18 protein-coding genes and 1 tRNA gene are annotated in these 22,822 nt (G+C 46.8%); 12 read left to right on the forward strand and 7 right to left on the reverse strand.

Going from position 1 to position 22,822, the window contains the following annotated elements; genetic code table 11:
* Positions 1-189: hypothetical protein (locus tag B147_RS32580; protein WP_211216966.1), on the forward strand; the 189-nt coding region annotated here is incomplete at its 5' end.
* A 163-nt stretch (positions 190-352) separates the two neighbouring features.
* Here B147_RS32580 and serA read toward each other — a convergent pair.
* Entirely contained in the window at positions 353-1,936 is a 1,584-nt protein-coding gene (serA, locus tag B147_RS0124995) for a phosphoglycerate dehydrogenase (RefSeq protein WP_020589938.1), read from the reverse strand.
* On the reverse strand, positions 1,936-3,024 hold the full coding sequence (gene serC / locus B147_RS0125000; RefSeq protein ID WP_020589939.1) for a 3-phosphoserine/phosphohydroxythreonine transaminase: 1,089 nt from the start codon (positions 3,022-3,024) through the stop codon (positions 1,936-1,938). The genes serA and serC overlap by 1 nt, the downstream gene beginning before the upstream one ends.
* 330 nt (positions 3,025-3,354) lie before the next feature.
* On the opposite strand from serC, the gene B147_RS0125005 reads away from it, so the two are divergent.
* From B147_RS0125005 to B147_RS0125020, 4 genes are all read left to right on the forward strand, one after another.
* On the forward strand, positions 3,355-5,112 hold the full coding sequence (locus tag B147_RS0125005) for a long-chain-fatty-acid--CoA ligase (RefSeq protein WP_020589940.1): 1,758 nt from the start codon (positions 3,355-3,357) through the stop codon (positions 5,110-5,112).
* 190 nt (positions 5,113-5,302) lie between these two features.
* Positions 5,303-6,223 carry a manganese-dependent inorganic pyrophosphatase gene (locus B147_RS0125010; protein WP_020589941.1) on the forward strand — a complete coding sequence of 307 codons (921 nt, stop codon included), beginning with the start codon at positions 5,303-5,305 and terminating at the stop codon, positions 6,221-6,223.
* Positions 6,224-6,409: 186 nt separating this feature from the next.
* A complete protein-coding gene (locus B147_RS0125015) occupies positions 6,410-7,681 on the forward strand; it encodes a metallophosphoesterase family protein (protein WP_020589942.1) in 1,272 nt (423 codons plus the stop codon).
* Complete coding sequence (locus tag B147_RS0125020; protein ID WP_020589943.1) at positions 7,671-11,183, forward strand: YhaN family protein; 3,513 nt, start codon at positions 7,671-7,673, stop codon at positions 11,181-11,183. The genes B147_RS0125015 and B147_RS0125020 overlap by 11 nt, the downstream gene beginning before the upstream one ends.
* 22 nt (positions 11,184-11,205) lie before the next feature.
* Here the strand turns inward: B147_RS0125020 and B147_RS0125025 are convergent, their stop codons facing one another.
* On the reverse strand, positions 11,206-11,688 hold the full coding sequence (locus B147_RS0125025) for a hypothetical protein (RefSeq protein WP_020589944.1): 483 nt from the start codon (positions 11,686-11,688) through the stop codon (positions 11,206-11,208).
* A gap of 412 nt (positions 11,689-12,100) precedes the next feature.
* Here B147_RS0125025 and B147_RS0125035 point away from each other — a divergent pair, with 412 nt between their 5' ends.
* Positions 12,101-12,919 (forward strand): cytidylate kinase family protein, encoded by an 819-nt coding sequence (locus tag B147_RS0125035; protein ID WP_020589945.1) that lies wholly within the window; start codon positions 12,101-12,103, stop codon positions 12,917-12,919.
* 75 nt (positions 12,920-12,994) lie between these two features.
* Here B147_RS0125035 and B147_RS0125040 read toward each other — a convergent pair.
* Positions 12,995-13,070 (reverse strand) — tRNA-His (locus B147_RS0125040).
* Between the two features lie 166 nt (positions 13,071-13,236).
* On the opposite strand from B147_RS0125040, the gene B147_RS32225 reads away from it, so the two are divergent.
* Together B147_RS32225 and selB are read left to right on the forward strand one after the other, a co-directional pair.
* Positions 13,237-13,413, forward strand: coding sequence for a hypothetical protein (locus B147_RS32225; protein ID WP_020589946.1), 177 nt, complete (start codon positions 13,237-13,239; stop codon positions 13,411-13,413).
* Positions 13,414-13,426: 13 nt separating this feature from the next.
* Complete coding sequence (selB, locus tag B147_RS0125050; protein WP_020589947.1) at positions 13,427-15,343, forward strand: selenocysteine-specific translation elongation factor; 1,917 nt, start codon at positions 13,427-13,429, stop codon at positions 15,341-15,343.
* 3 nt (positions 15,344-15,346) lie between these two features.
* Here selB and hemW read toward each other — a convergent pair whose 3' ends face one another.
* Positions 15,347-16,546 carry a radical SAM family heme chaperone HemW gene (gene hemW / locus B147_RS0125055; RefSeq protein ID WP_020589948.1) on the reverse strand — a complete coding sequence of 400 codons (1,200 nt, stop codon included), beginning with the start codon at positions 16,544-16,546 and terminating at the stop codon, positions 15,347-15,349.
* Positions 16,539-17,702 carry a radical SAM protein gene (locus B147_RS0125060; RefSeq protein WP_020589949.1) on the reverse strand — a complete coding sequence of 388 codons (1,164 nt, stop codon included), beginning with the start codon at positions 17,700-17,702 and terminating at the stop codon, positions 16,539-16,541. The genes hemW and B147_RS0125060 overlap by 8 nt, the downstream gene beginning before the upstream one ends.
* Before the next feature lie 210 nt (positions 17,703-17,912).
* Here B147_RS0125060 and B147_RS0125065 point away from each other — a divergent pair, with 210 nt between their 5' ends.
* Genes B147_RS0125065 through B147_RS0125080 form a run of 4 tightly spaced genes read left to right on the forward strand, consistent with a single transcriptional unit; the run spans position 17,913 to position 22,070 of the window.
* Entirely contained in the window at positions 17,913-19,097 is a 1,185-nt protein-coding gene (locus tag B147_RS0125065; protein ID WP_020589950.1) for a DegT/DnrJ/EryC1/StrS family aminotransferase, read from the forward strand.
* A 10-nt stretch (positions 19,098-19,107) separates the two neighbouring features.
* On the forward strand, positions 19,108-20,175 hold the full coding sequence (locus tag B147_RS0125070; protein ID WP_020589951.1) for an iron-containing alcohol dehydrogenase family protein: 1,068 nt from the start codon (positions 19,108-19,110) through the stop codon (positions 20,173-20,175).
* 2 nt (positions 20,176-20,177) lie between these two features.
* Complete coding sequence (gene kdsB / locus B147_RS0125075) at positions 20,178-20,906, forward strand: 3-deoxy-manno-octulosonate cytidylyltransferase (RefSeq protein ID WP_020589952.1); 729 nt, start codon at positions 20,178-20,180, stop codon at positions 20,904-20,906.
* Between the two features lie 15 nt (positions 20,907-20,921).
* Positions 20,922-22,070: a glycosyltransferase family 4 protein gene (locus B147_RS0125080; protein ID WP_026259819.1), complete on the forward strand. Its 1,149-nt coding sequence runs from the start codon at positions 20,922-20,924 to the stop codon at positions 22,068-22,070.
* An 80-nt stretch (positions 22,071-22,150) separates the two neighbouring features.
* Here the strand turns inward: B147_RS0125080 and B147_RS0125085 are convergent, their stop codons facing one another.
* Positions 22,151-22,639 carry a hypothetical protein gene (locus B147_RS0125085; protein ID WP_020589954.1) on the reverse strand — a complete coding sequence of 163 codons (489 nt, stop codon included), beginning with the start codon at positions 22,637-22,639 and terminating at the stop codon, positions 22,151-22,153.
* Between the last annotated feature and the right edge of the window lie 183 nt (positions 22,640-22,822).

Consider the following 22,822-nt stretch of genomic DNA (forward strand, 5'->3'; position numbering starts at 1 on the left):
ACTTCTTCAACAGTATTGCAATCTTCAGCTTTTTTCATCAGCACAGTCCAATTTTATAGTCGTCTCAGCGAGAAGAAACTATCACGTTTTTTGTTCTCAAAGATAGGCTTTTTTCAAACCGGGAAAATGGGAATGCGCCCTAATACTTCTGCTATTAAATGCTGTTTTGAAATAGGCCTGGGTGACTGATAATACCGGTGTTTGGTCAACTATGTGGCAAATAAAGAAAAAAAATAAAAAATTTCATAACCTTGCTGTTGCAGTGGACGGCCCCTGCTATCGATATCGGGATCGGAATATCCATTATTGTCAATCCCGATCCCGATAACACGTTCACAAATAACTTAGCTCACTATAGCTCAAAGGTGGTCATACTGACCACAAGTTCAAGGTCTTCAATCTCTTTTACCACATCAGGTGGAACCGGGGTCTCGGTTCTCAAGAATATAATATTTCGATCTCCGTCATCCTCACGGCCCACCATCATTCTGGCAATATTGATATTGTACTCGCCTAATTTCATGCCAATGGAGCCGATGGAACCGGGTTTGTCCACATTGTGGATGATGGACAGGTGCCCCTCGGGAATAACCTCTAAACGGAATTTATTAATTCTTACAATCCGGGCATCATCTTTACCAAAAATGGTGCCTTCCAGGACATTGGTCTGGGTATCCGTGACCACGGTCACCCGGACCAGATTCAGGAAGTTGCCGGCCTCTTTGGAGGTAGATTCCGAAATTTTTATCCCCATCTCATTGGCCAGGGAGATGGCATTGACCGAGTTAACCTCGTCCCTGACATACTCATTGAGAAGGCCCTTGATGCCGTTAATCGTCAGGGGTTTGAGATCAAGGTCCGGAAATTTACCAATGTATTCGATTTGGACCTCCCGGACGCCGCCCTTGGTGATCTGGGCCTGCATTTTGCCCATTTTCTCCACCAGGTAGAGAAAGGGTTTAAGCTGCTTTAAGACATCACCGGTCACCGACGGTACATTTACTGCGTTGATCACGGTGTCGTTTAACAAATAGGCAATAATCTGGTTGGCAGCCGCCACGGAAACATTGGTCTGGGCTTCTTTGGTGGATGCGCCTAAATGGGGGGTGGCAATTACCTGGTCCAGCAGAAGCAGCGGATGGTCTGCGCTCGGGGGCTCAATTGAGAATACGTCAAGGGCCGCGCCTGCCACCTTTCCGGACTGGATAGCCGCATGCAGGGCTTCTTCATTAACAATGCCGCCCCTGGCGCAGTTGACGACCATGACGCCTGTCTTCATTTTTTCAAAGGCCTGGGCGTCCAGTAAATCAATGGTGGCATCCATTTTAGGTACATGGAGGGTAATATAATCCGACCGGGCATAGAGTTCATCCAACGTCACATACTCGAACCCGGCCTTTTCAATATGTTCCGAAGAGATATTGGGGTCGAACACAATGACATTCATGCGCAACCCCTTGGCAAGTCCGGCGACGATAGAGCCGATATTTCCGAAACCCACGACACCCAGGGTCTTGTTGAAAAGTTCCCGGCCCTGGAGCAATTTTTTATCCCAGCGCCCGGCTTTGAGGGATGCGGTGCCCCGGGGGATGTTCCGGGTTAAGGACATCATCATGGCAATGGCATGCTCGGCTGTGGTTACGGTGTTACCACCGGGGGTGTTCATGACGGCAACCCCCTTTTTGGTGGCCGCATCAATGTCCACGTTATCCAGGCCAATACCGGCCCGGGCAACAACCTTAAGGTTAGTAGCCGATTCAAGCAGATCTTCGGTCACCTTGGTGGCACTGCGGATGGCCAACGCATCGTATTGCCCGATGATCTCTTTAAGTTCTTCGGGGGACAGTCCGGTATTGACATCGACATCTATACCTTCCTGGTTTCTGAAAATATCAATGCCTGCCTCATCCATCTTATCACTGATCAGTACCTTCATTATTTGGCCTCCTTTTGAAACGCTTCCATGAATTCCACCAGGGCTTTAATCCCCTCAATGGTGGCGGCATTATAAATGGATGCCCGGCATCCGCCAACAGATCTGTGTCCCTTGAGACCGCCAAGGCCTTTGGCGGTGGCCTCTTTGATAAATTTTTGTTCAAGCTCCTCGCTGGGCAGGCGGAAGGTAACGTTCATCAGGGACCTTGAACCCTGGGCTGCGGTGGCCCGGTAAAAATTACTTGCCTCCATGAAATCGTATAACAACCCAGCTTTTTCCTTATTATACGCTTCCATCTTTTCAAGACCGCCCATCTCCTCTTCAATCCATTTGAGCACCAGATCAATGGTGTATATTCCAAAGCAGGGCGGGGTATTGTACATGGAGTTCTTTTCTGCATAGGTGGAATATTTAAGCATGGAAGGCAGATCCGAGTTGGCTGTTTCCAGAAGGTCTTTACGCAAAATAACCATGCAGGTGCCGGACGGCCCTAAATTCTTCTGGGCACCGGCGTAAATCATTCCGAATTTTTCCATGGGCAGGGGACGTGAAAAGAAATCGGATGACATATCCGCAATAATGGGAATCCCGCCGGTGTCGGGAAAATGGGCAAACTGGGTTCCCTTAATGGTGTTGTTGGACGTGATGTGGACATATTTTGCATCTTTGCTGAAGGGAATATCTTCAGGGATATATGAAAAGTCCTTGTCCTCGGAAGAGGCGACAACCACGTGTTTTTTATTCTGGATTTTAGCTTCTTTAATGGCTTTGGTGGACCAGGTCCCGGTATTAACATAGTCAGCACTTTGATCCCCGGAGAGAAAGTTCATGGGAATCATGGCAAACTGTAAAGATGCCCCGCCCTGGAGAAAAAGGACATGGTACTGGTCATCCAGACCTAAAAGACGTTTGGCCCGTGCTACGGCGTCATTGATAACATCGTCAAAATAAGAAGATCTGTGGCTGATTTCCGTGATGGACATGCCTGAATTGTTAAAATTCAAGAAAGAGGCCTGAATTTCTTCAAGGACCGGCAAAGGCAACGCCGCAGGTCCGGCATTGAAATTGATAATTCTTTGGTCTGTCATTTTTTACCTTTCTGTCTGTTAGGGGTTATCTTTAATTTTTATTGTCCGTATATGTTTCATTGCCTCACAACCCAAGGCAATCTGATATCCAACCCTATTCATTAACGCCGTCGCAGATGAAAATCAATAGCATAACCGCCTTTATGTAAAAAACATTCATGCCCGATCCATGGATTGACGCTACAGGAAAGTACAAATATCAGGGTTCCTATCTTTACATATAAAGTCGCAATGGATAAAATAAAATCTCTTAATTATTGCAAAAATCAAAATATACGACTGGATGGTGTTTTTAAAAACCATTTGGCAACAATCAAGAGGAGTTCCCCCATGACAGATCAGACAAACCAGGAAAACACGCCAGCCGGTACCTGGAACACCCCGTTTTGGCCCGAGGGGGTTGCGCACAATGTTACCGACTACCACTATCCGGTTTTTAAACTGCTGGACGACTCGGCAGCCCGTTACCCCAATCAGATTTTCACTATATTCAACGGCGCAAAAAAAACCTTTTGCCAGGTTAAAGACACAGCAGACCGGATTGCCTATTTTCTGACAAAAAAAGGCATCAAAAAGGGGGAAAAGGTGGCAATATTTTTGCCTAATCTGCCCCATTTCCCTGAAATTTTCTTCGGCATCATGAAGGCCGGGGCCGTGGCCGTTAACTGCAACCCCATATACACCCCCACAGAATTAAAACAGCAGCTTACTGATTCCACCGCAAAAATGGTGTTCTGCATGGACCACCCCACCTTTTACCCCAATGCGGTCAAGGCCGCGGAAGGCACAGGCGTCGAAACCATCATCATCTGCAATGTTAAAAGTTACCTGCCGAAAATTCAGGGATTGTTAGGCGGCCTGTTAGGCAAAATTCCCAAAGCAGACCACCATGAACCCGGTCATATCATGTTTGACGACATGGTGGCCCAATCCAGCCCCGAGCCGCCGGATATTGACATTGACCCGGTCAACGATACGGCTGTTATGCTCTACACCGGCGGTACCACAGGCATTCCCAAGGGCGCGGAACTTGTACACATTAACTTCACCTACCAAGTGGCCGGAATCATGGAATATCTAAGGCTGTCCCATGGTGACGGAAAGCCTTTGGAAAAAGCATACTACGGAGGATACCATCGGTTTTTGGGGATTTTGCCCTGGTATCACAGTTTCGGCATCTCCGTGGCCATGCTGTGCGCTGCAGGCTCTGGCAGCAGCCTGATCTGCATCCCGGACCCCAGAACAGGCAAGCCCCCCTTCACGGATGTCCTCAAGGCCGTCCAGAAATACCGCCCCACACTCATGCCGGCCGTACCCACCATTTTTGTGGCCTTTACAAACCATTCCAAGCTTGATGAGTATGACCTATCTTCTCTGATGGGCTGTTTTTCAGGGGGGGCCCCCATGCCGCCGGATGTGTGCCGCCAATTTGAGGAAAAAACCGGTGCCGTTATCTTTGAAGGATACGGGTTGACGGAAACCGCGCCTGTGCTGTCGGCCAATCCGACCAAGCGGGAAATCAGAAAAATAGGGTCCATCGGATTTCCATTACCCGGCACAGACATAAAAATTCTGGATCTTGATAATCCCACAAAGGAACTGCCCAGGGGTGAGGACGGCGAAGTGGCCGCCTGTGGCCCCCAGGTCATGAAGGGATACTGGAACAAGCCCGATGCCAATGTTGACGCATTTGTCATCATTAACGGCAAACGCTATTTTCTCACCGGGGACATCGGTCACATCGACGAGGATGGGTATATCCTGATCACGGACAGAAAAAAAGATATGATCCTCGTGGGCGGATTTAATGTATACCCCAGGGATGTGGAGGATATCCTATATACCCATCCCAAAGTTGAATTGTGCGCAGTGATCGGGGTTGCGAACAAACACAGTGGTGAAACCGTAAAAGCGGTTATCAAACTCAAGGAAGGTCAGAGTGCCACCCAAGAAGAATTCATGGCATTTTGCAAGGAAAATATGGCAGGATACAAACGCCCCAGGATCATTGAATTCAAAGAGGATCTCCCGGTCTCCAACATCGGTAAAGTGCTGCGCAGGGAACTGCGGGACACCCATTCCGATTAGCACCGTCTTTGCACATACCATTTAATTCCAGGCTCGGCGGATCTTTTTTTTAAATTTTGCTTGAGGTTAAGTGCGATTAATTCTATAAGACCAGGTGGTATTAAAGTTAAGAACTTAATTGGATGGCTGCCGGTTGAGGGGGTCATCCCTGAGCATTATAACCCGACAACAACACTTTTTAGGAGGTTTTATGTCAACTCTCGTATTTGGTCACAAAAATCCGGATACCGACTCCGTAGTCGCAGCCATCGCGCTGGCCGATCTGAAAAAAAGCCTTGGTGAAGACATTGCACCGGCTATTCAGGGCGACCTGAACCCCGAATCCAAATTTGTCCTGGACAAATTCGGCTTAGCTGCCCCTGCAGTGGTTACCAGCTATGCAGGTAAAGATGTTTACCTGGTGGATCATTCCGATCTGGCACAGAGCCCTGACGACCTTGGCGACGCCAATATCCTGGGTATTGTAGACCATCACAAACTCGGTGACGTTACCACCGGACAGCCCCTGGAATGCTGGATCTGGCCTGTTGGCTGCACCTGCACCGTAATTGCTTCCATGTACGAATACTTCAACGTTGAGATTCCCAAGGGCGTTGCCGGTGCCATGCTGTGCGCCATCCTGTCCGACACCGTAATCTTCAAGTCCGCCACCTGCACAGACAAAGACAAAGAAGTTTGCGCAAAACTGTCTGAAATCTGTGGCGAATCCGATCTTGACGCCCTGGGCATTGAAATGTTCAAGGTAAAATCCGCTGTTGAAGGCACCCCGATCCGTGAACTGGTTCTGCGCGACTACAAAGATTTTAATATGGGTGGTTCCGGCGTTGGCTGCGGCCAGCTTGAACTGGTTGACCTGTCCATCGTTGACGGCATCAAGGCTGATCTTGAAAAAGACATCCAGGCCATGAAAGCAGAAAAAGGTCATCACACCGTACTTCTGATGCTCACCGACATCATGAAAGAAGGCACCGAACTTCTCGTGGCTTCTGATGATGAATCTGTTGTTGAAAAAGCCTTTGGTGAAAAACCGGTTGACGGCAAATGCTGGCTGCCCGGCATCATGAGCCGTAAAAAACAGATCATTCCTTTCCTGGAAAAAGTATTCGGTTAATCCGTAATTCAAGGGCTTTTGGTGCTTTGCCAAAAGCCCTACCCTTCATCCCAAGCAATCTACCTGTTCACCCCCCCCACCCACATTCAAGACCATTTCCGTTATTTCCTCATGTTCACATAACTATGGAACATTGGGGTTAATATTGTTAATGTTAATTTTTTCTTCACAGATAAAAGGTCTTAAATGTTTAAATTCATTCATGCAGCCGATATTCATATAGACAGTCCATTGCGCGGGCTGTCAAAATATGAGTCCGCGCCCGTTGATGCCATTCGAAACGCGTGCAGAAGAGCCTTTCAAAATCTGGTGGATCTGGCGATAGAAGAAAAAGTGTCCTTCGTGCTTTTAGCCGGGGATCTCTATGACGGAGATTGGAAAGACTACAGCACAGGAATTTTTTTAAGCCGGCAAATGGGGCGCTTAAATCAACACAATATAAACGTATTTTGTGTTGCAGGGAACCATGATGCCGCAAATCGGATGACCAAGGCTTTGGATACGCCAGCTAACATGCTGATGTTTTCTGCCGGGAAAATGGAAACGGTAACATTGGACGCATTGTCCGTTGCCATTCATGGGCGCAGTTTCAAAACCCAACATGTTGACGAAAACCTGGCCGCGGGATTTTGTGACGCTGAAAAAGGCGTGTTCAATATAGGACTTCTTCATACCAGCCTTGATGGCCGGGTAGGACACGCAGTCTATGCGCCGTGTTCCCTGGATGATCTTGTTTCAAAAGGGTATCAATACTGGGCATTGGGCCATATCCATAAACAGGAAATTGTTTTTGAAGACCCTTTTGTTGTGTTTCCCGGATGCATACAAGGCCGTCATATTCGGGAAAGCGGCCCTAAAGGCTGTATTCTTGTCACGGTTGAAAACGAAACCGTAAAAGCGATTGAAAAAATCCCCCTTGATGTTCTGCGATGGACCCAAATCGAAATTGATCTGACCGATATTGAAGAACGCCGGGATATCCTGGAAAAAGTCAGGGAAGCCATTGAACAAGAACAAATATCGGCCGAGGACAGGCCCCTTGCCATGAGAATAAAACTGGTCGGTGCAACCAAGCTGTCTGACCAACTTGCCGCGTTTCCGGAAAAATTTGAACATCAAATCAAAGCGATTGGCGCTGAGACCGCAGGCGAAAACCTTTGGATTGAGCGCATTGAAAACAAAACCCAGGGGAAATATGATTTGGATACAGCCCTGGCCGACGATAATGCACTGGGAAAATTACTCAAATCGATCATCGCAACACCCGATGATGTTGAGATGATCGCCGGCTTGGCAGATAAAATAGCAGAGCTTAGGCAAAAAGCGCCCTCACAAGCGTTTGGGCCCGATACCATTTTAGATCTGAACAATGAGCAAACCATCAAACGAATCACCCGGGAAGCCAAAAAAATGCTGATCGGCAGAATGCTTTCAGCCGGGGGTGAAAATGAGAATTAACCGCATCGACCTCATGGCGTTCGGGCACTTCACGGAAAAATCTTTAGACCTGTCCGATGGTGATTTGGGATTACATATTATATACGGAGATAATGAAGCCGGGAAAAGTACATCATTAAGGGCGCTTATCGGTTGGCTGTTCGGCATTGAAGCCCGGACGAGGGACAACTTCCTCCATTCTAATCCAACGCTTCGGATAGGCGGAGAATTACAGCGTTTAAATGGACAAAAGCTTGAATTTATCAGAAGGAAAGGAAACAAAGACACCCTGCTCAAATACCGAAACAATGATCCTTTGGATGAAAGCCGGTTCACCCATTTTTTCCCTGCAGGCATTGATGAAACTCTGTTTACCAAGTTGTGGGGAATTGACCATGGCCGCTTAATTGCCGGCGGCCAGGAACTGTTGGCACAATCCGGGGATCTTGGCCAGGCGTTATTCAGTGCCGCAATGGGTACAGCCAATCTTAGAAAAATACTGGAGGAAATGCAAAACAGTGCGGTGGAGATTTTTAACCCCCGGGGATCCAAGGCGGTATTAAACAGGGCCATCTCAGATTATAAAGAGACTCAAAAAAGAATGCGTAGTGCCACCCTGCCCGTTTCCAACTGGAAAGCGCTGCAAAAAGAGTTATCAAAAATCAGTGCCGATATCAGAGGGGTTGAACAAAATATTAATAAAAAAAATAAACAAAAAAACCGGCTGGAAAGAATCAACCGTGTCAAAGGCGCCCTGGCCCAACGTCGAAACGATCTGACAAAAATCGAAGAATTAGGCAATGTGTTACTGCTGCCGCAAGATTTTGCAGAGCAACAGAAAGCAGCTCAAGAAAAACTGCAAAATGCATTAGATTTAAAAGAACGTCTGGAAGCCAAACGTGACGCCTTAAATAAAGAATCCAGCTCTCTATGTGTCCGAGAGGATCTGCTTAAAAATGAAGCGACCATCCAAATGCTCTACAGAGATCTTGGTGCCGTTGAAAAAACAAACGCGGACCGCCCCGGGCAGGATGGAAAAAGACGATTGTTGCGCAATGAGGCCGAAAAACGGTTGAAGGGTATCCGGCCTGACATGGGGTTGGATGATGCCGATCAACTCAGGCCTATTCTCAACAATAAAAAGTGGATCTCTGGATTGGTCCGGAAAAACAGTTTGCTTATACAAAAAGAAGCAGGATTAAAAGCCGCATTAAACGATCTGCTGGACGAACAAAAGTTATTTCAAAGTAAATTGGAAGATATATCGCAAAGTAAAATTGACTTAACGCAGTTAAAAGCGTCAATTGCTTCCGCACGTAAAGCCGGAGACATTGAACAACGCCTGGATGACATTAAAATACAGGCCGCACAAGAAAACGCAGCCTGGAAAAATGAATTTGCAAGATTAGGGAATTACCATGGCACCGCAGACGCATTGTTATCTATAATGTTACCGGTTTCTGAAACCATAGACCGATTTGAAAAAGAAAACGATGAACTTATAGAAAAATTCAAAACCGTATCCCGAAAGAAACAAGAACTGAAAGATGAAAAGAAACAGGCTGAACAGGAATTAAACGCTCTATTACTAAAAGAAGACGTACCGCAGTTTGCTGACTTAGAAGCTTTCCGCAAAGACCGGGACCAGGGCTGGGAATTAATAAAACAAAAATACATCCACCAACTGGATATCAGCGACATGCTTTTGGCATATACACAGGAGGCTGACTTACCCACCGTTTATGAACAAAAAGTCATGCAGGCTGATAATATATCAGACCGCCTGAGGCTGAATGCTGATCAGGTGGTTAAACGGGCGGAACTGGAAGCTAAAATTGATGACCTGACGTCCCGGATTGCGGTGCTGTCAACGACGGGTGAAAAAATAAAAAAAGAGCAAACTGATTTTAATATCAGGTGGATGGACATTTGGACGCCGTTAAATATTTCTGCCGGTACCCCACAGGAAATGAAGCAGTGGCTGCTGAAAGCAGAAAGGCTGATCGAAAAGATACAAACGGCAAAGGCCGTTTCAACCAATAAAGAAAAACTGTCTGAAGTGTACGATCAGCTAAAGGAATTGATTTCAACTCAGATATCCCAATTTGATAGTTCCCGAACAACAGAAAAAAAGCCTCTTGAAGCGTTGCTTTCATTGTGTGAGCAGCGACTGGAACAAGGACAAAAGGAGCGTGACAAACGTCGTGAAATAGAGTTGTTTTTGAAGGATGCAAAAATCCGTTTAAAACGAACCCAGGATGAGCTGAAAACGGTTAGAAATGAGTTGATGGCCTGGTCCCAGGAATGGAAAAAGGCAATAGACGGTCTAAGTTTGAAATCCGATGTGCACCCGGAAACAGCCACAGAAACATTTGACAACCTGGTGTTGTTCTTCCAGAAACTTGATCAATCTGAAGAGCTGCGCAAAAGAATTTACGGTATGGATAAGGTCAAAGAAGACTTTCACAGTAAAGTTTATGAATTCGCCCGGCGCATTGCGTTCAAAACAGACGATCAGGATGCCGTGACAATTGCGGCTCTTTTGCATCAAGATCTGAACGCTGCGCGGGAAGCCCGGGCAAGTTTAATCAAAATCAAAGACCAAATTGATGAAAAAGCGCAGGAGATCAAAGATGTCAATATTACTATCCGTCAGTCCCGGGAAAAAATTATCCAGTTAAAAAAGCAAGCCAGGGTTGAAACCGATGAGGCACTTATTAAGGCCGGTGAAAAATCAAACAATAAACGCGAGCTGCTGAAAGGCATTCAAACGCTTGAGCAGGAACTTAACCGCAATGGTGACGGCCTTGGCATTGAAATGTTGGAAGAAGAGTTGAAAAATTGTGAGATCGACCTCTTGGAAGGTGAGATTGAAAAAATATCCATTGAGCTGAAAGAACTTCAAATTCAAAGGGACAGTTTACGCGATCACCGACAAAACATTGAAAATGAAATCAAAGAAAAAGATGGGAGTGCCTTGGCAGCCAACCTGTCGGAACAAGCAGAAGGGCACCTGGCCGGCATAGCTCAATATGCTGAACATTACCTGCGTTTTCAGATAGGCGCGCTCATTCTTGAGCAACAAATAGAGAACTACAGAAAAGAGAACCAGGCCCCTGTGTTAGGCAGAGCAGGTGAATTATTCTCAAAACTCACACTGGGTTCATATGCAGGCCTGAGAGACGAACTGGACGCTTCAGGAAAGCCAATCCTGCTTGGCGTGCGACCGGACAATCAGGAGGTAGCCATAGCCGGCATGAGTGACGGGTCCCGGGATCAACTCTATCTTGCTTTGCGCCTGGCAACCCTTGAGCAGCATATAAAAAAGGAAGAACCCATGCCCTTTGTTGTAGACGATATCCTCATCGGTTTTGATGATGATCGAACCCGTGTCTGTCTGGAAGTACTGGCTCAATTATCAAAAAACATTCAAGTACTGCTTTTTACGCACCACCAACGGGTGCTGGAACTGGCAACGAACTGTAACGAAAGCAATAGGATCTTTCAACACAGACTTGCTTAGCGAATGGAAGGTATTAAATCCATTAATGGACTTTTTTTATACCGGCGGGATCTACAACCACCAGGGGAACACCAAGCCTTTCCTTAAGTTCCTTAATCCGGGCAAATGCAGGTACATGGTCACGGGAGGGGTCAAATACGGCAAGAACAATATCATGGTGGGAATCAACGTAGCCTGACAGCACATGTTCAGGGCTGCCGGCACTTAATGCGACGGAATAGGGAACCGGACAGTTCGGATTTTTAAGCATTTTTTTCAACGGTCCGGAGACCCCTACAAGGCGTTTGTCCCCCTGGTAAGGCAGATCACTGCCCTCCATTTCAATATTTCCGATTGTGCCGTCTATATTACTTGAATAATCCGTATTAAAGGATTTACCCTTTCTCTTTTTTATAAACTGGAGAATACACAGCCGGGCACTGATATGCTTGCATAGATCAGCAGCATATTTGAAAATCGGACGGGAGGGAACATTTCCGTCAATGGCAAGCAGTATCTGCTTCATTTTACCCCTTTCTGTTATTTTTTAAGAACCCGTGAGGGAAAATTTATGGGAAACAATAAATTTTAAAAATAATTTAGCATTTTACATACCAAACAATGCAGGTCCCCTGAATTTTTTCTCAACTCTGCGGCCACAAGGCTTCTCGGCGATCAAAAATGAGTCATTTCCTCTATATTGGGAAAACAGAGGCCGTTTCATTCTGAAATAGAGGTATTTCATGGATTTTTGAAACATATTGATATTATTAATAATATACCACCATTGCAAGAAATATATCCCCTGTTATGATTTGCAACAAAGTTTTTACCTTGAATTTTTAGCCCTATCATTTAGGATAAATGATATACAATTAAATGTCCTGTGCTCGTCAATACAACAAACAATATTACACTGTTAAAACAAGGAGGTTGCAATGCCCGTTATCACCATCTCAAGAGGTTCTTACAGTCGCGGAAAGGAAGTTGCTGAAAAGGTAGCCTCTGTACTGGGATATGAATGTATTTCCCGTGATATCCTGCTGGAAGCATCGGAAGAATTTAATATCCCGGAGATCAGACTGGTCAGGGCGCTTCATGATGCGCCGTCCGCTCTTGAAAGATTCACCCACGGCAGGGAACGCTTTGTCAGTTATATCCGCAAAGCACTGTTACAGCATATCCGGGAAGACAATATTGTTTATCACGGACTGGCGGGGCACTATTTTTTGCCGGATCTTCCCAATGTCCTGAAAATCAGAATCATATCAGATATAGAAGAACGTGTGAAAGAAGAGGTCAGGCGAGAGAATATTTCCGAAGAAAAAGCACGCTATATTCTAAAAAAAGATGATGATGAGCGGCGGAAATGGGGTTTGAGGTTATACGGAATTGATACATGGGACAGCAAACTTTATGATATGGTCATCAATATAAAACACCTTTCCGTTGAGGATGCTGCAGACCTGATCTGTGGGACGGTTCGAAAGCCCAATTTTGAAACCACCCCCGAATCTAAAAAAATCCTTGAAGATGCCCTTCTTGCCGCGAAAGTTCATGCGGCTATTGTAAAATTATCCCCGACAAGCATTGTCACAGCAGATGACGGCGTCGTAAATATCGGCGACCCGGAAGCTTCCATGAAAAATGAAATAGAAAAAATTGCTGAAAATATCGAAGGGGTTAAAAAGGTTATTGTGAATGCTCATAGAAAAACCGACGACCACCATGCCGTTAATCCATTCCATAATATATGACGATAGACCTTAGCCCGGACAACGCATGTTACCAATAAAAAAAAGCAGCCGAAAGGCTGCTTTTGAAATCTTTAGTGGGGTGAGTGACCGGGATTGAACCGGCGGCAACCAGGGCCACAACCTGGTGCTCTACCAACTGAGCTACACCCACCACGAAAAACTCTGCATAACTATCAGAACTGATTTTCTTTTTCAAGTATTTTTTGCACTATCGATAAAATTTGAGTCATATATTGGGATTGACCTGCCCTGCCCCTTTGATTATTATTCTTGAAATATTTACTGTTAAAAACACGTAACAAGGCGATCAATACAAAATGAATATGAATACGCTGATTATTTTTACCATACGTCTGATTCTGGGCCTGGCATTCGGAATCATCCTTACCCGGCTGTTCAAACCGGACTGGGGAATCTACCATGGTGTTGCCACAGGCGTCATTCTTGTGGCCCTGGCCTATGGCATGAGCTATTACAGAAAATTCAAAGGGTAACAGGCAGGCTTTTGTGGACAATATAATTCTGGGAACCGCAGGACACATTGATCATGGAAAAACCAGCCTAGTCAAGGCATTGACAGGCATTGAAACAGACCGCCTCAAAGAAGAAAAAGAACGCGGCATTACCATAGAACTCGGGTTTGCCTCCCTGGATCTTCCCAATGGACAGCACATCGGCATCGTGGACATGCCCGGCCATGAAAAATTTGTAAAAAACATGGTGGCCGGCTCTTCGGGCATTGATGTGGTGGTTATGGTTATTGCGGCCGATGAAGGCGTCATGCCCCAGACCCGGGAGCACATGGAAATCTGCAACCTCATGGGCATCAGCCACGGCATGATTGCCCTGACGAAAACGGATCTTGTGGATGAAGACCTGCTGGAACTGGCCATGGACGACATCCATGATTTTATTTCAGACACCTTCCTTGAAGACAAACCTATTGTACCGGTGTCCTCTGCAACAGGCCAGGGGCTGAAGGAATTTTTAACTACCCTTGAAGAAATATGCACACAAATCCCGCCCCGCAAATTTTCTTCCATTTTCCGCCTTCCCGTGGACCGGGTATTTTCCATGAAAGGGTTCGGCACGGTTATCACCGGGACCCTGATTTCGGGCCAGGTAAGTGTGGGGCAAGACATCATGGTATTTCCAAGAAAAATTACATCAAAAGTCCGGGGGCTTCAGGTGCATTCCAGTTCGGTTGAGACGGCTGTTGCCGGTACCCGGACGGCCATCAATTTCCAGGGCCTTGACAGGGAATCTGTGTTCAGAGGCGATGTGCTCTCCACGCCGGGAGCTTTGATTGAAAGCTATATGGTGGATGCACAGTTTCATTACCTGAAAAGCAACACCAAACCGGCCAAGGCCCGGACACGGGTAAGATTTCATTCGGGGACAAGTGAAATACTGGGCTACATGGTCCTGCTGGACAGGGAAACACTTTTGCCCGGGGAAACGGCACCCGTTCAGTTTCGCCTGGAATCCCCGGTCTGCTGCATCAAGGATGACAGATACGTTATTCGATCTTACTCCCCCGTCAAAACCATCGGGGGCGGAGGTATCCTCAACCCGGTGTCCCAGAAGTACAAGCTTAAAGATACGGCCATGATTGAAGGACTTTCCGATCTTGCTGAACAGGATGATGAAAAAACCATCGCCTATTTTCTGTCCATCAAGGGATATACCGGGCTGACCTTGAATGAATTACGGGTCATGACCAATGTGCCGGATAAGAAACTGGCTGCCGCTTTACAGAAAATGCTTGCACAACAGGAAGCGGTCCTCACGGACAAGGAAAAACAAATTTATGTCCATGGCTCTATTTTCGATGGCTTTAAGGAAAAAGTGCTGGAACGACTGGGCACCTATCACCAGGAAAACCCCTTAAAAGAAGGCATGCCCGCCCAGGAACTTAAATCCAAATTTCAATACGTGGATGATGCACGGTTTTTCAACATTCTGTTTAATCGACTTGAAAAGGAAAACCTAATTGTTCTGGACAAAAACCTTGTAAAACTTTCAGGATTCAAGGTGGCCCTTCAGGTGGACCAGCATAAAATCAAAGAAAAAATTGCCGATATTTACAAAAAATCCGGTTTGACCCCACCCTTTTTCCGTACCATATGCCAGGACCTGGACCTGGACCAGAAAACAGGCAAGGATGTGATGCAGATGCTCATTGATGAAAAACAGGTGGTCAAAACAAAAGATGATCTGTTTTTTGATGCCGCTGCCGTCGGTGATCTGGAAGCAAAACTTATCGAATTCCTCAAAGCCAATGAAAAGATCACCACACCCGAATTTAAGGATATGACCGGCATTTCCAGAAAATATGTCATTCCCTTGATTGAGTACTTTGACGCCATACATCTGACCATACGGGTTGAGGACCACCGGCAGTTAAGAAAAAAATCAGCCTGAGCGTCAGATTCTTTCAATAAAAGAAGCGACAATACTGTCCAGGCGCATCCAGCCGTCAAGGGTTAAAACAAATCGTTGCCCGGCATCCTGAAATCGGGCAAGCCCTTTATTTTCAAGGTTGTCCATCAGGCCTTGAAACACGGTTAAAAACCGGTTTTGCCACAGGTCCTGCCCGGTTCTAATATCAAGCCCCATTGATGTCCGCAGCCCCACCATGACATACTCCATCTGGCGCTGTTCCAGGGTAAGGGTTTCACTGTCGAATGCGGGAAGCCCCTCTGTTTTCAAGGCCCTGATATATCCATCCAGATCCGGTGAATTCCAGAACCGTTCATACACGGCCGCCCCATCCATGCCGAATTTTACGGCATAGGAATGGGCGGCCGGCCCGAATCCATAATAGGGCACCATCAGCCAGTATGCTCGATTGTGCAGGGAACGAAGGGATGTATGCTTTGCAAAATTGGATACTTCATAATGATCCCATCCCCGGGCTTTCAGATATTTGGCAGCCGCACAGAACAGATCAACCTGATCGGATTGCACCATGGGTAAGAACTTCCCCCGTTCATGCATGACATGCAGGGCGGTGCCCGGTTCTAACGTAAGCATGTAACAGGAAAGATGGGCGGGCATAAGATCCAAGGCAGCGTCAAGCTCCCGGATCAAATGGTCGTCGGTCTGACCGGGAAGGCCGTAAATCAAATCCAGACTGATATTTTCAATACCCGCAGCACGAATTTTTTCCACGGCATGTACGGCATCATCTGCTGAATGGATACGCCCTAAGAGGGAAAGCTGTGCCGGATCAAGTGACTGGACGCCAAGGCTGACACGATTAATCCCCATACTTCGGCACTTTTTCAAATGGATCTCGTCCAGGGTACCGGGATTGGCTTCAAGGGTGATTTCTGTCTGACGGCAAAGGCCAAAGGCCCTGTCTATCGCCTGCAGAATGACGTCAAGATGCCGTGGCCCAAGCAAAGACGGGGTGCCGCCACCAAAATACACAGTGGCAGCATTGCCTTTGTGCTGGGAAACGGTTGATTGTGAACGCAACCGAATCTCCCTGACCAGGCCCGCGACATAATCAGGAATCAGGGAGAGGTCAATGCTGGAATAAAAATCGCAGTACCTGCATTTTTTTATACAGAAGGGGACATGAATATATAGGTGTTCAGATTCAACAATCAAGTCAGACAAACCGCATCATCAACCGATCCAGAATCTGATCCACATTTTTCGGGGTGACGCCGTAATTTTCACAGGCAAGCCGCACTTGATCCATCTGAGGGCTTGCCTCCATGTCTTCAAGACCTTTAAAAAATCCCATGCGCCGACCGATTTGATAAAGGATACGCTCTTGGGGGGCCAATTCAAAAAACCGGTCAATGACCCCAATCATTTTCTCCTTGTCATGGGGTATCTTACCGGTAACCGTTTCAAACAAATTCAAAATGTGATCGCTCTTTATACGGGACTGGATATTATCCAGGGCCTCAAGCATCAGACGGATTTCCGTGGCAATCATGGCATCACCCGGTTTTTCAAACATGCCCCGAAGCTGCCAGTGGGCAAGTTCCGTGGAGGGCGAAAGGCCAAGAGTCCGGATTTTGATCACATCCGGATTAATTGCATTCAAGGCTTCAGCTGTCTCGAGGGCATGTTCAATGGACAGGTCAACACCGCCTAATCCCGGCACCACATACGCATACAACTCAATGCCTGTCTGCCGAATCCGTTTACCCGCCTCTATGTGACCGGCTCTGTCAACCCCTGTTCGCATACGGTTAAGCGCCAAATTTGACCCACTTTCAAGGCCCAAATGGATCCGGTTAAGACCCAGTTTATACAACTGTTCCAAAGTATCGTCAGGCAATTGAAGGATGGTGCTGCTTCTGGCATAGACGGCAATGGTTTCGGTTTGGGGAAAACAGTCCCTGATGTGCCCGAGAATAAAAAGCAGGTCCTTGGGATTCATAACCAGGGGATTGGCATCCTGGAGAAAAATGGAGGCCATGCCCGCAGCATACCACTTGACGGTATTGTTGAATGCAACCCGGTCCCGGATTTCAAAACCTGTATAGATGGAATGAATCCGCTCCTGGTCAAAGGCAATGGGTGTGGCATTTTCCTGAAGCAGTCTGTCAATGTATGTACGAACCAGGTCAATGTCCTTAATGATATCTTCCACAGAGCGTATGGAAAATTTCTGCTTTTTATAAACCGGACAAAAGGAACAGCGGTTCCACGGACAATTCCGGATCAGCCTCAGCAAAAGGCTGTATGCATCATTGGCCGGATAAAGGGGTCCCTGTTCATATCCCTGGTATGTCTGTGTCTGTTTATCGTCTGCCATACTAAAAAGCTTAATAAAAAAAGCTACGGTTTCTGCCTCATATTGAACCTTTCCGATAAAAGGGTTATAAGCATTAGAAAAATGAAAGTCAATATTTGGATCTGTCTTGAAAACATATCCCGATTTTGTTACTTATTCCTAATCTTTATAGTTAATTATCGAATTTTTCCGCACTGGGCGGGAGAATATGTGCAATATTAAGGAGAACGCATGCCCGGCTTTGAATTATTTTCAGATGAGGAACGTAAACAGGTCAATGATGTTCTGGAAACCGGCGTTTTATTCAGATACGGATTTGAAGGGGCCAGAAACGGCCATTTTAAAGCCCTTGAATTTGAGAAAAAACTGGCCAAAATAACAGGTGCCGGGTTCAGCCACCTATGTTCCAGCGGGACAGCTGCCCTTTGTACAGCCCTTGCGGCCTGCGGCATCGGGGCCGGGGACGAGGTTATTGTGCCCCCGTTTACCTTTGTGGCCACATTTGAAGCCGTGATCCAGGCAGGTGCAATCCCTGTGTTTGCAGACATTGACCAAACCCTGTGCCTGGATCCGGACCGCCTGGAAGCGGCAGTGACACCCCGGACAAAGGCAGTGGTTCCGGTGCACATGTGTGGAGCCATGGCAAGGATTGATGAAATCAAAGCCTTTTGCGATAAAAAGGGCCTGGTGCTTTTGGAAGATGCCTGCCAGTCTTTGGGCGCAAGTTTCAAGGGCAATCATCTGGGCACATTCGGCAAAGCCGGCTGTTTTTCCTTTGACTCGGTTAAAACCGTTACCTGTGGTGAAGGTGGTGGTATCATTACGAATGATGAAGATATTTACACCCGGTGCCACCAGTATGCAGACCATGGCCACGATCACTTAGGCGGGCCGGACCGGGGGGCGGATGACCATCCTATCATGGGCACCAACTACAGAATATCCGAACTGAATGCCGCAGTGGGGCTTGCCCAGTTAGGCAAACTGGACCGCATCGTTGAACTCCAGAAAAAAAATAAAGCCGCCATCAAAGATGCCATGAAAGAGATTAAGGGCGTTACTTTCCGAGAACTTCCCGACTCGGACGGAGATTCCGCCACCTTCTTGAGCTTTTTTATGCCCACACAGGATCAGGCCGAACAGGCGGCAAAAAAACTTGCGGAAAACGGGGCGCCCTGTGCCTACTGGTATAACAACAACTGGCATTATTATAAAAAATGGCACCATCTCAAGGCAATGAAACGGTCAGCCAGACTTCCCTTTGAGTTAAGTGCCGATCTGCCGGATTATGCCGGCCTTGTGCTGGAACAAAGTGAAAGTATCATGAAGCGGGCGATGTCCATGCAGATCATGCTGTCCTGGACCGTTGATGATATGGACAAACGTATTCAGGCTGTATTAAACGCTTTAAAGTAAGGATTTATAAATGTTCAGAAATTTTAAGCTGGTTCCCAATATTCTTTTCGGCCGGGGCTGTTTTGCCCAGCTTGACGAGGTAGTCGGCGGCCGGCGCAAGTCCGGTGAAGACTGGGCTGTTTTTGTTGTGGATGATGTATTTAGAGGCAAAGACCTTGAAAAACGCATCCCCTTGCATGACAATGATTTTCTTTTGTGGGTCAATGTAGCGGATGAGCCTAAAACAGGCTATGTGGACAAGCTCACCCTGGAAGCAAAAAATTTCAACCCTGCCCTTCCCTGTGCAGTGATCGGCATTGGGGGCGGCTCCGCCATGGACCTTGCTAAGTCCGTCTCTTTAATGCTCACCAACGAAGGATCATCCACCGAGTACCAGGGATGGGATCTGATCAAGAACCCGGCCGTATGGCATGCAGCTGTGCCCACCCTGTCCGGAACGGGTGCCGAAGTTTCCCGGACGGCCGTACTCACCGGGCCCGACAAAAAACTGGGACTGAACTCCGATTATACGGTGTTTGACCAAGTGGTCCTGGACCCTGAAGTGACCGCAGGCGTGCCCAAGGAGCAGCACTTTTACACCGGTATGGACTGTTATATTCACTGCATTGAATCTTTGCAGGGCACCTATATCAATGAATTTTCAAAAGCCTACGGGGAAAAATCATTGGATCTTTGCCGCCAGGTGTTTGTGGATAACCACCCGGATTCGGCTGATAAATTAATGATGGCTTCCTTTTTCGGCGGCATGAGCATCGCCTACTCCCAGGTTGGTGCCTGCCATGCCCTCTCCTATGGTCTGGCCTATGTGCTTGGCACCCATCACGGCGTGGGCTGCTGTATTACCTTTGACTACCTGGATGAATACTATCCCGACGGGGTGAAGGAATTTAGATCCATCATGGAAAAAACAGGGGTGGACATTCCCAGAGGCCTGACAAAGGACCTTACCGGTGATCAAATGGAGACCATGATCAGTGTGGCCCTGAATCTTGATCCGCTGTGGGAAAACTGCCTGGGTAAGGACTGGAAAACGATCATGACCCGTGACAAGGCGCGCAGCCTTTTTGAAAAGATGTAACCATGCCCATTGCAGTGATCCCAGCGCGTTTCGGTTCCAGTCGGCTTGGCGGCAAGCCGTTGGTTAATATTGCAGGCAAGCCCATGATCCAGCGGGTATTTGAGCAATCTCAGAAATCATCCGTGGTAACAAAAACCATTGTTGCCACAGATGATGAACGTATTGTCAGTGCCGTAAAGGCATTTGGCGGAGATGCCGTAATGACCTCAGACATCTGCCGGTCAGGTACGGACCGGGTGGCTGAAACCGCCAAAATGCTGGGTGCCGCTGACGAAGATATCATCATCAATATCCAGGGTGATCAGCCTGTGTTTGATCCCAAAAGTCTTGATGATTTGATTCGGCCCTTTGAGGAAGATCCCGGCCTTGCCATGTCCACCCTGGCGTATAAAATTAAAAATCCCCGGGAGATTACAGACCCCAAGGACGTAAAGGTTGTCTTCAACCGCCAGGGCTTTGCCATGTATTTTTCCCGGGCCCAGATTCCCTTTCCCCGGGACGGTCAGACAGGCGTAGACTACTATAAACATCTAGGTTTTTACGCTTATACCAAAGCCTTTCTGGACCAAATCGTCTCTCTTGACAGCGGCACCTGTGAACAGGTGGAAAAACTGGAGCAGCTTCGGGTGCTGGAATACGGATTTCCCATAAAAGTGGCTGTCACCCAATATGATTCACCGGAGATTGATCTGCCCGAAGATATTGAACGTGTTGAAGCTATTTTGCGCTAATACTGCTGATTACATATGAATAAATTCTATAAAATCATCCATACGTCAAGCCGAATCCTGTGGGGTAACAGGGAAAAACGAATTCTTTGTGAATCATTATGGATGAAAAAAAATGGTCACCAGATAGCCATTATTGCACCTGCAGAGAGCCCTTTATTCAAAAAAGCCAAACAAAACGGATTGAAGGTCTATCCCATGACCTTCAAATCATTGGCCGGAGTCGGTGAGTTTGCCAGGCTCAAACAGATATTTGCCGTAGAACAACCGTTTGTAGTCAATGCCCACGGCAAAGGCGACGCCAAACTTGCATTAAAGGCTGCTCAGGCCACGGAAGTTCCCTGCCGGATCATGTCCCGCCACAATGGGAAACGGGTTAAAAATACCTGGCCCAACAAAAAAATATATAAAACCCGATGCCACTATGTTTTCACCACCTCAAGAGACAGTAAAAACCATCTGAGGCAAACCTTTTCCCTGTCGGATATGCAGATTTTCTCCATTCCTGACGGCATTGACATGCCTGAGGCGGCTATTTCCCCAAACAAAACAACCAAAGCAGCAGCCATGCAGAGGTTGGCAAACACCTTGGGATTAGAAACAGATGCCAGGTTTACTGGTGTTTTCGGTAAAATAGATTCCCAAAGCACACAGCAGCTTTGCAAGACTGCCGACCAACTTATTCGGGACTTCCCTTCTCATCATCTGGTGATTGCCGGTATCCCCGAAAACCAGGACACCATGGATATAAAGCTCTGCTCCAGGGTGCATATGCTGCCGCTGACTGAAGACAATGATGCCTACTACCAGGCCCTGGACTGCTGTATCTATTTTCCAGACTTCCAAAATTTTTACCAGGGGGTACCGTTGGAAGTGACAAAGGCTATGGCTTGCTTCTGCCCGGTGATAGGTCCGGATACCCCCGGCATCAGAGATATTCTTATTGATAGCAAAACCGGAAAGGTCTTTGATCCAAAGCAAGCTGAATCTCTGCCGAAAATCATCAACTGGACCCTGAATACCCCCCAGGCGATCCGGCCCCTGACCCAGGCAGCCTGGGCTAAGGTTGAAAAACACCACACCATGGATGCCATGGGCAAGGATATTTTACGCATTTACCAGTTACGCCAGATAAAACTTGATCGAAGGTTCCAAATGATCTCTTAGCAATAATGTTGAGGTTTCATGACGCCGCATGTGGATAGACCAATTGGTTTTCCGTTTCTCTTGTATTCATTTTGTTAAATTTAATCAAAGAATATTTGCTCAAGCTTCGTTCTTTTCCACTCTCTTTTTTTATCGGAATCAAATATGGATGATGCATAAGTACTGTATGCGCACTTACATTCTCCACCGGCGTCATCACAACGGTCACGTTTTTTGTAGTTCGTTAATCGGCCATTATAATGGTAGCTTAAACAATAAAATGATTGTCCTATTTCTCTAATTTTTACAAGAATATCGTGGTCCATATACTGAGTTCTTGGAATAAAAAGAGGGGCGCGCGCATTCTTTGGAAAAAAAGCAGCTGCAAAGTGGTCAACTTCTGGCCCTGATGATTTTCTTAAGAGAGAGTCAAATACCAAGTAGTTAAAGTCTTCTCTTTCTATTTCACAGCAATTTTTGGTACCAATAATTTCCCAACCTTTATTGATCATTTTCCCCTTAATTTCTTTGCATTTCTGACTTAAATCTTGGATTTCGCTCTTTGAAAATGTGCGTTTTTCGTTTTTCACCCTTCATTGTCATTGATTGCTCCACCATTAATTCAGCTTGAGTTGCCCAAGTATTGGTAATCATAGTAATGAAGTGGAACGTCCAGAATGAAAAGAATATCTTTTTGAAGATCATTTAGCTCGGATACAAAGCCATAGTTATTTCCGTCCGGCAACTGCATTTGTCCCAATACAATGTCTTCG

This window comes from Desulfobacter curvatus DSM 3379 (genome assembly GCF_000373985.1).
Classification (GTDB): Bacteria; Desulfobacterota; Desulfobacteria; order Desulfobacterales; family Desulfobacteraceae; genus Desulfobacter; species Desulfobacter curvatus.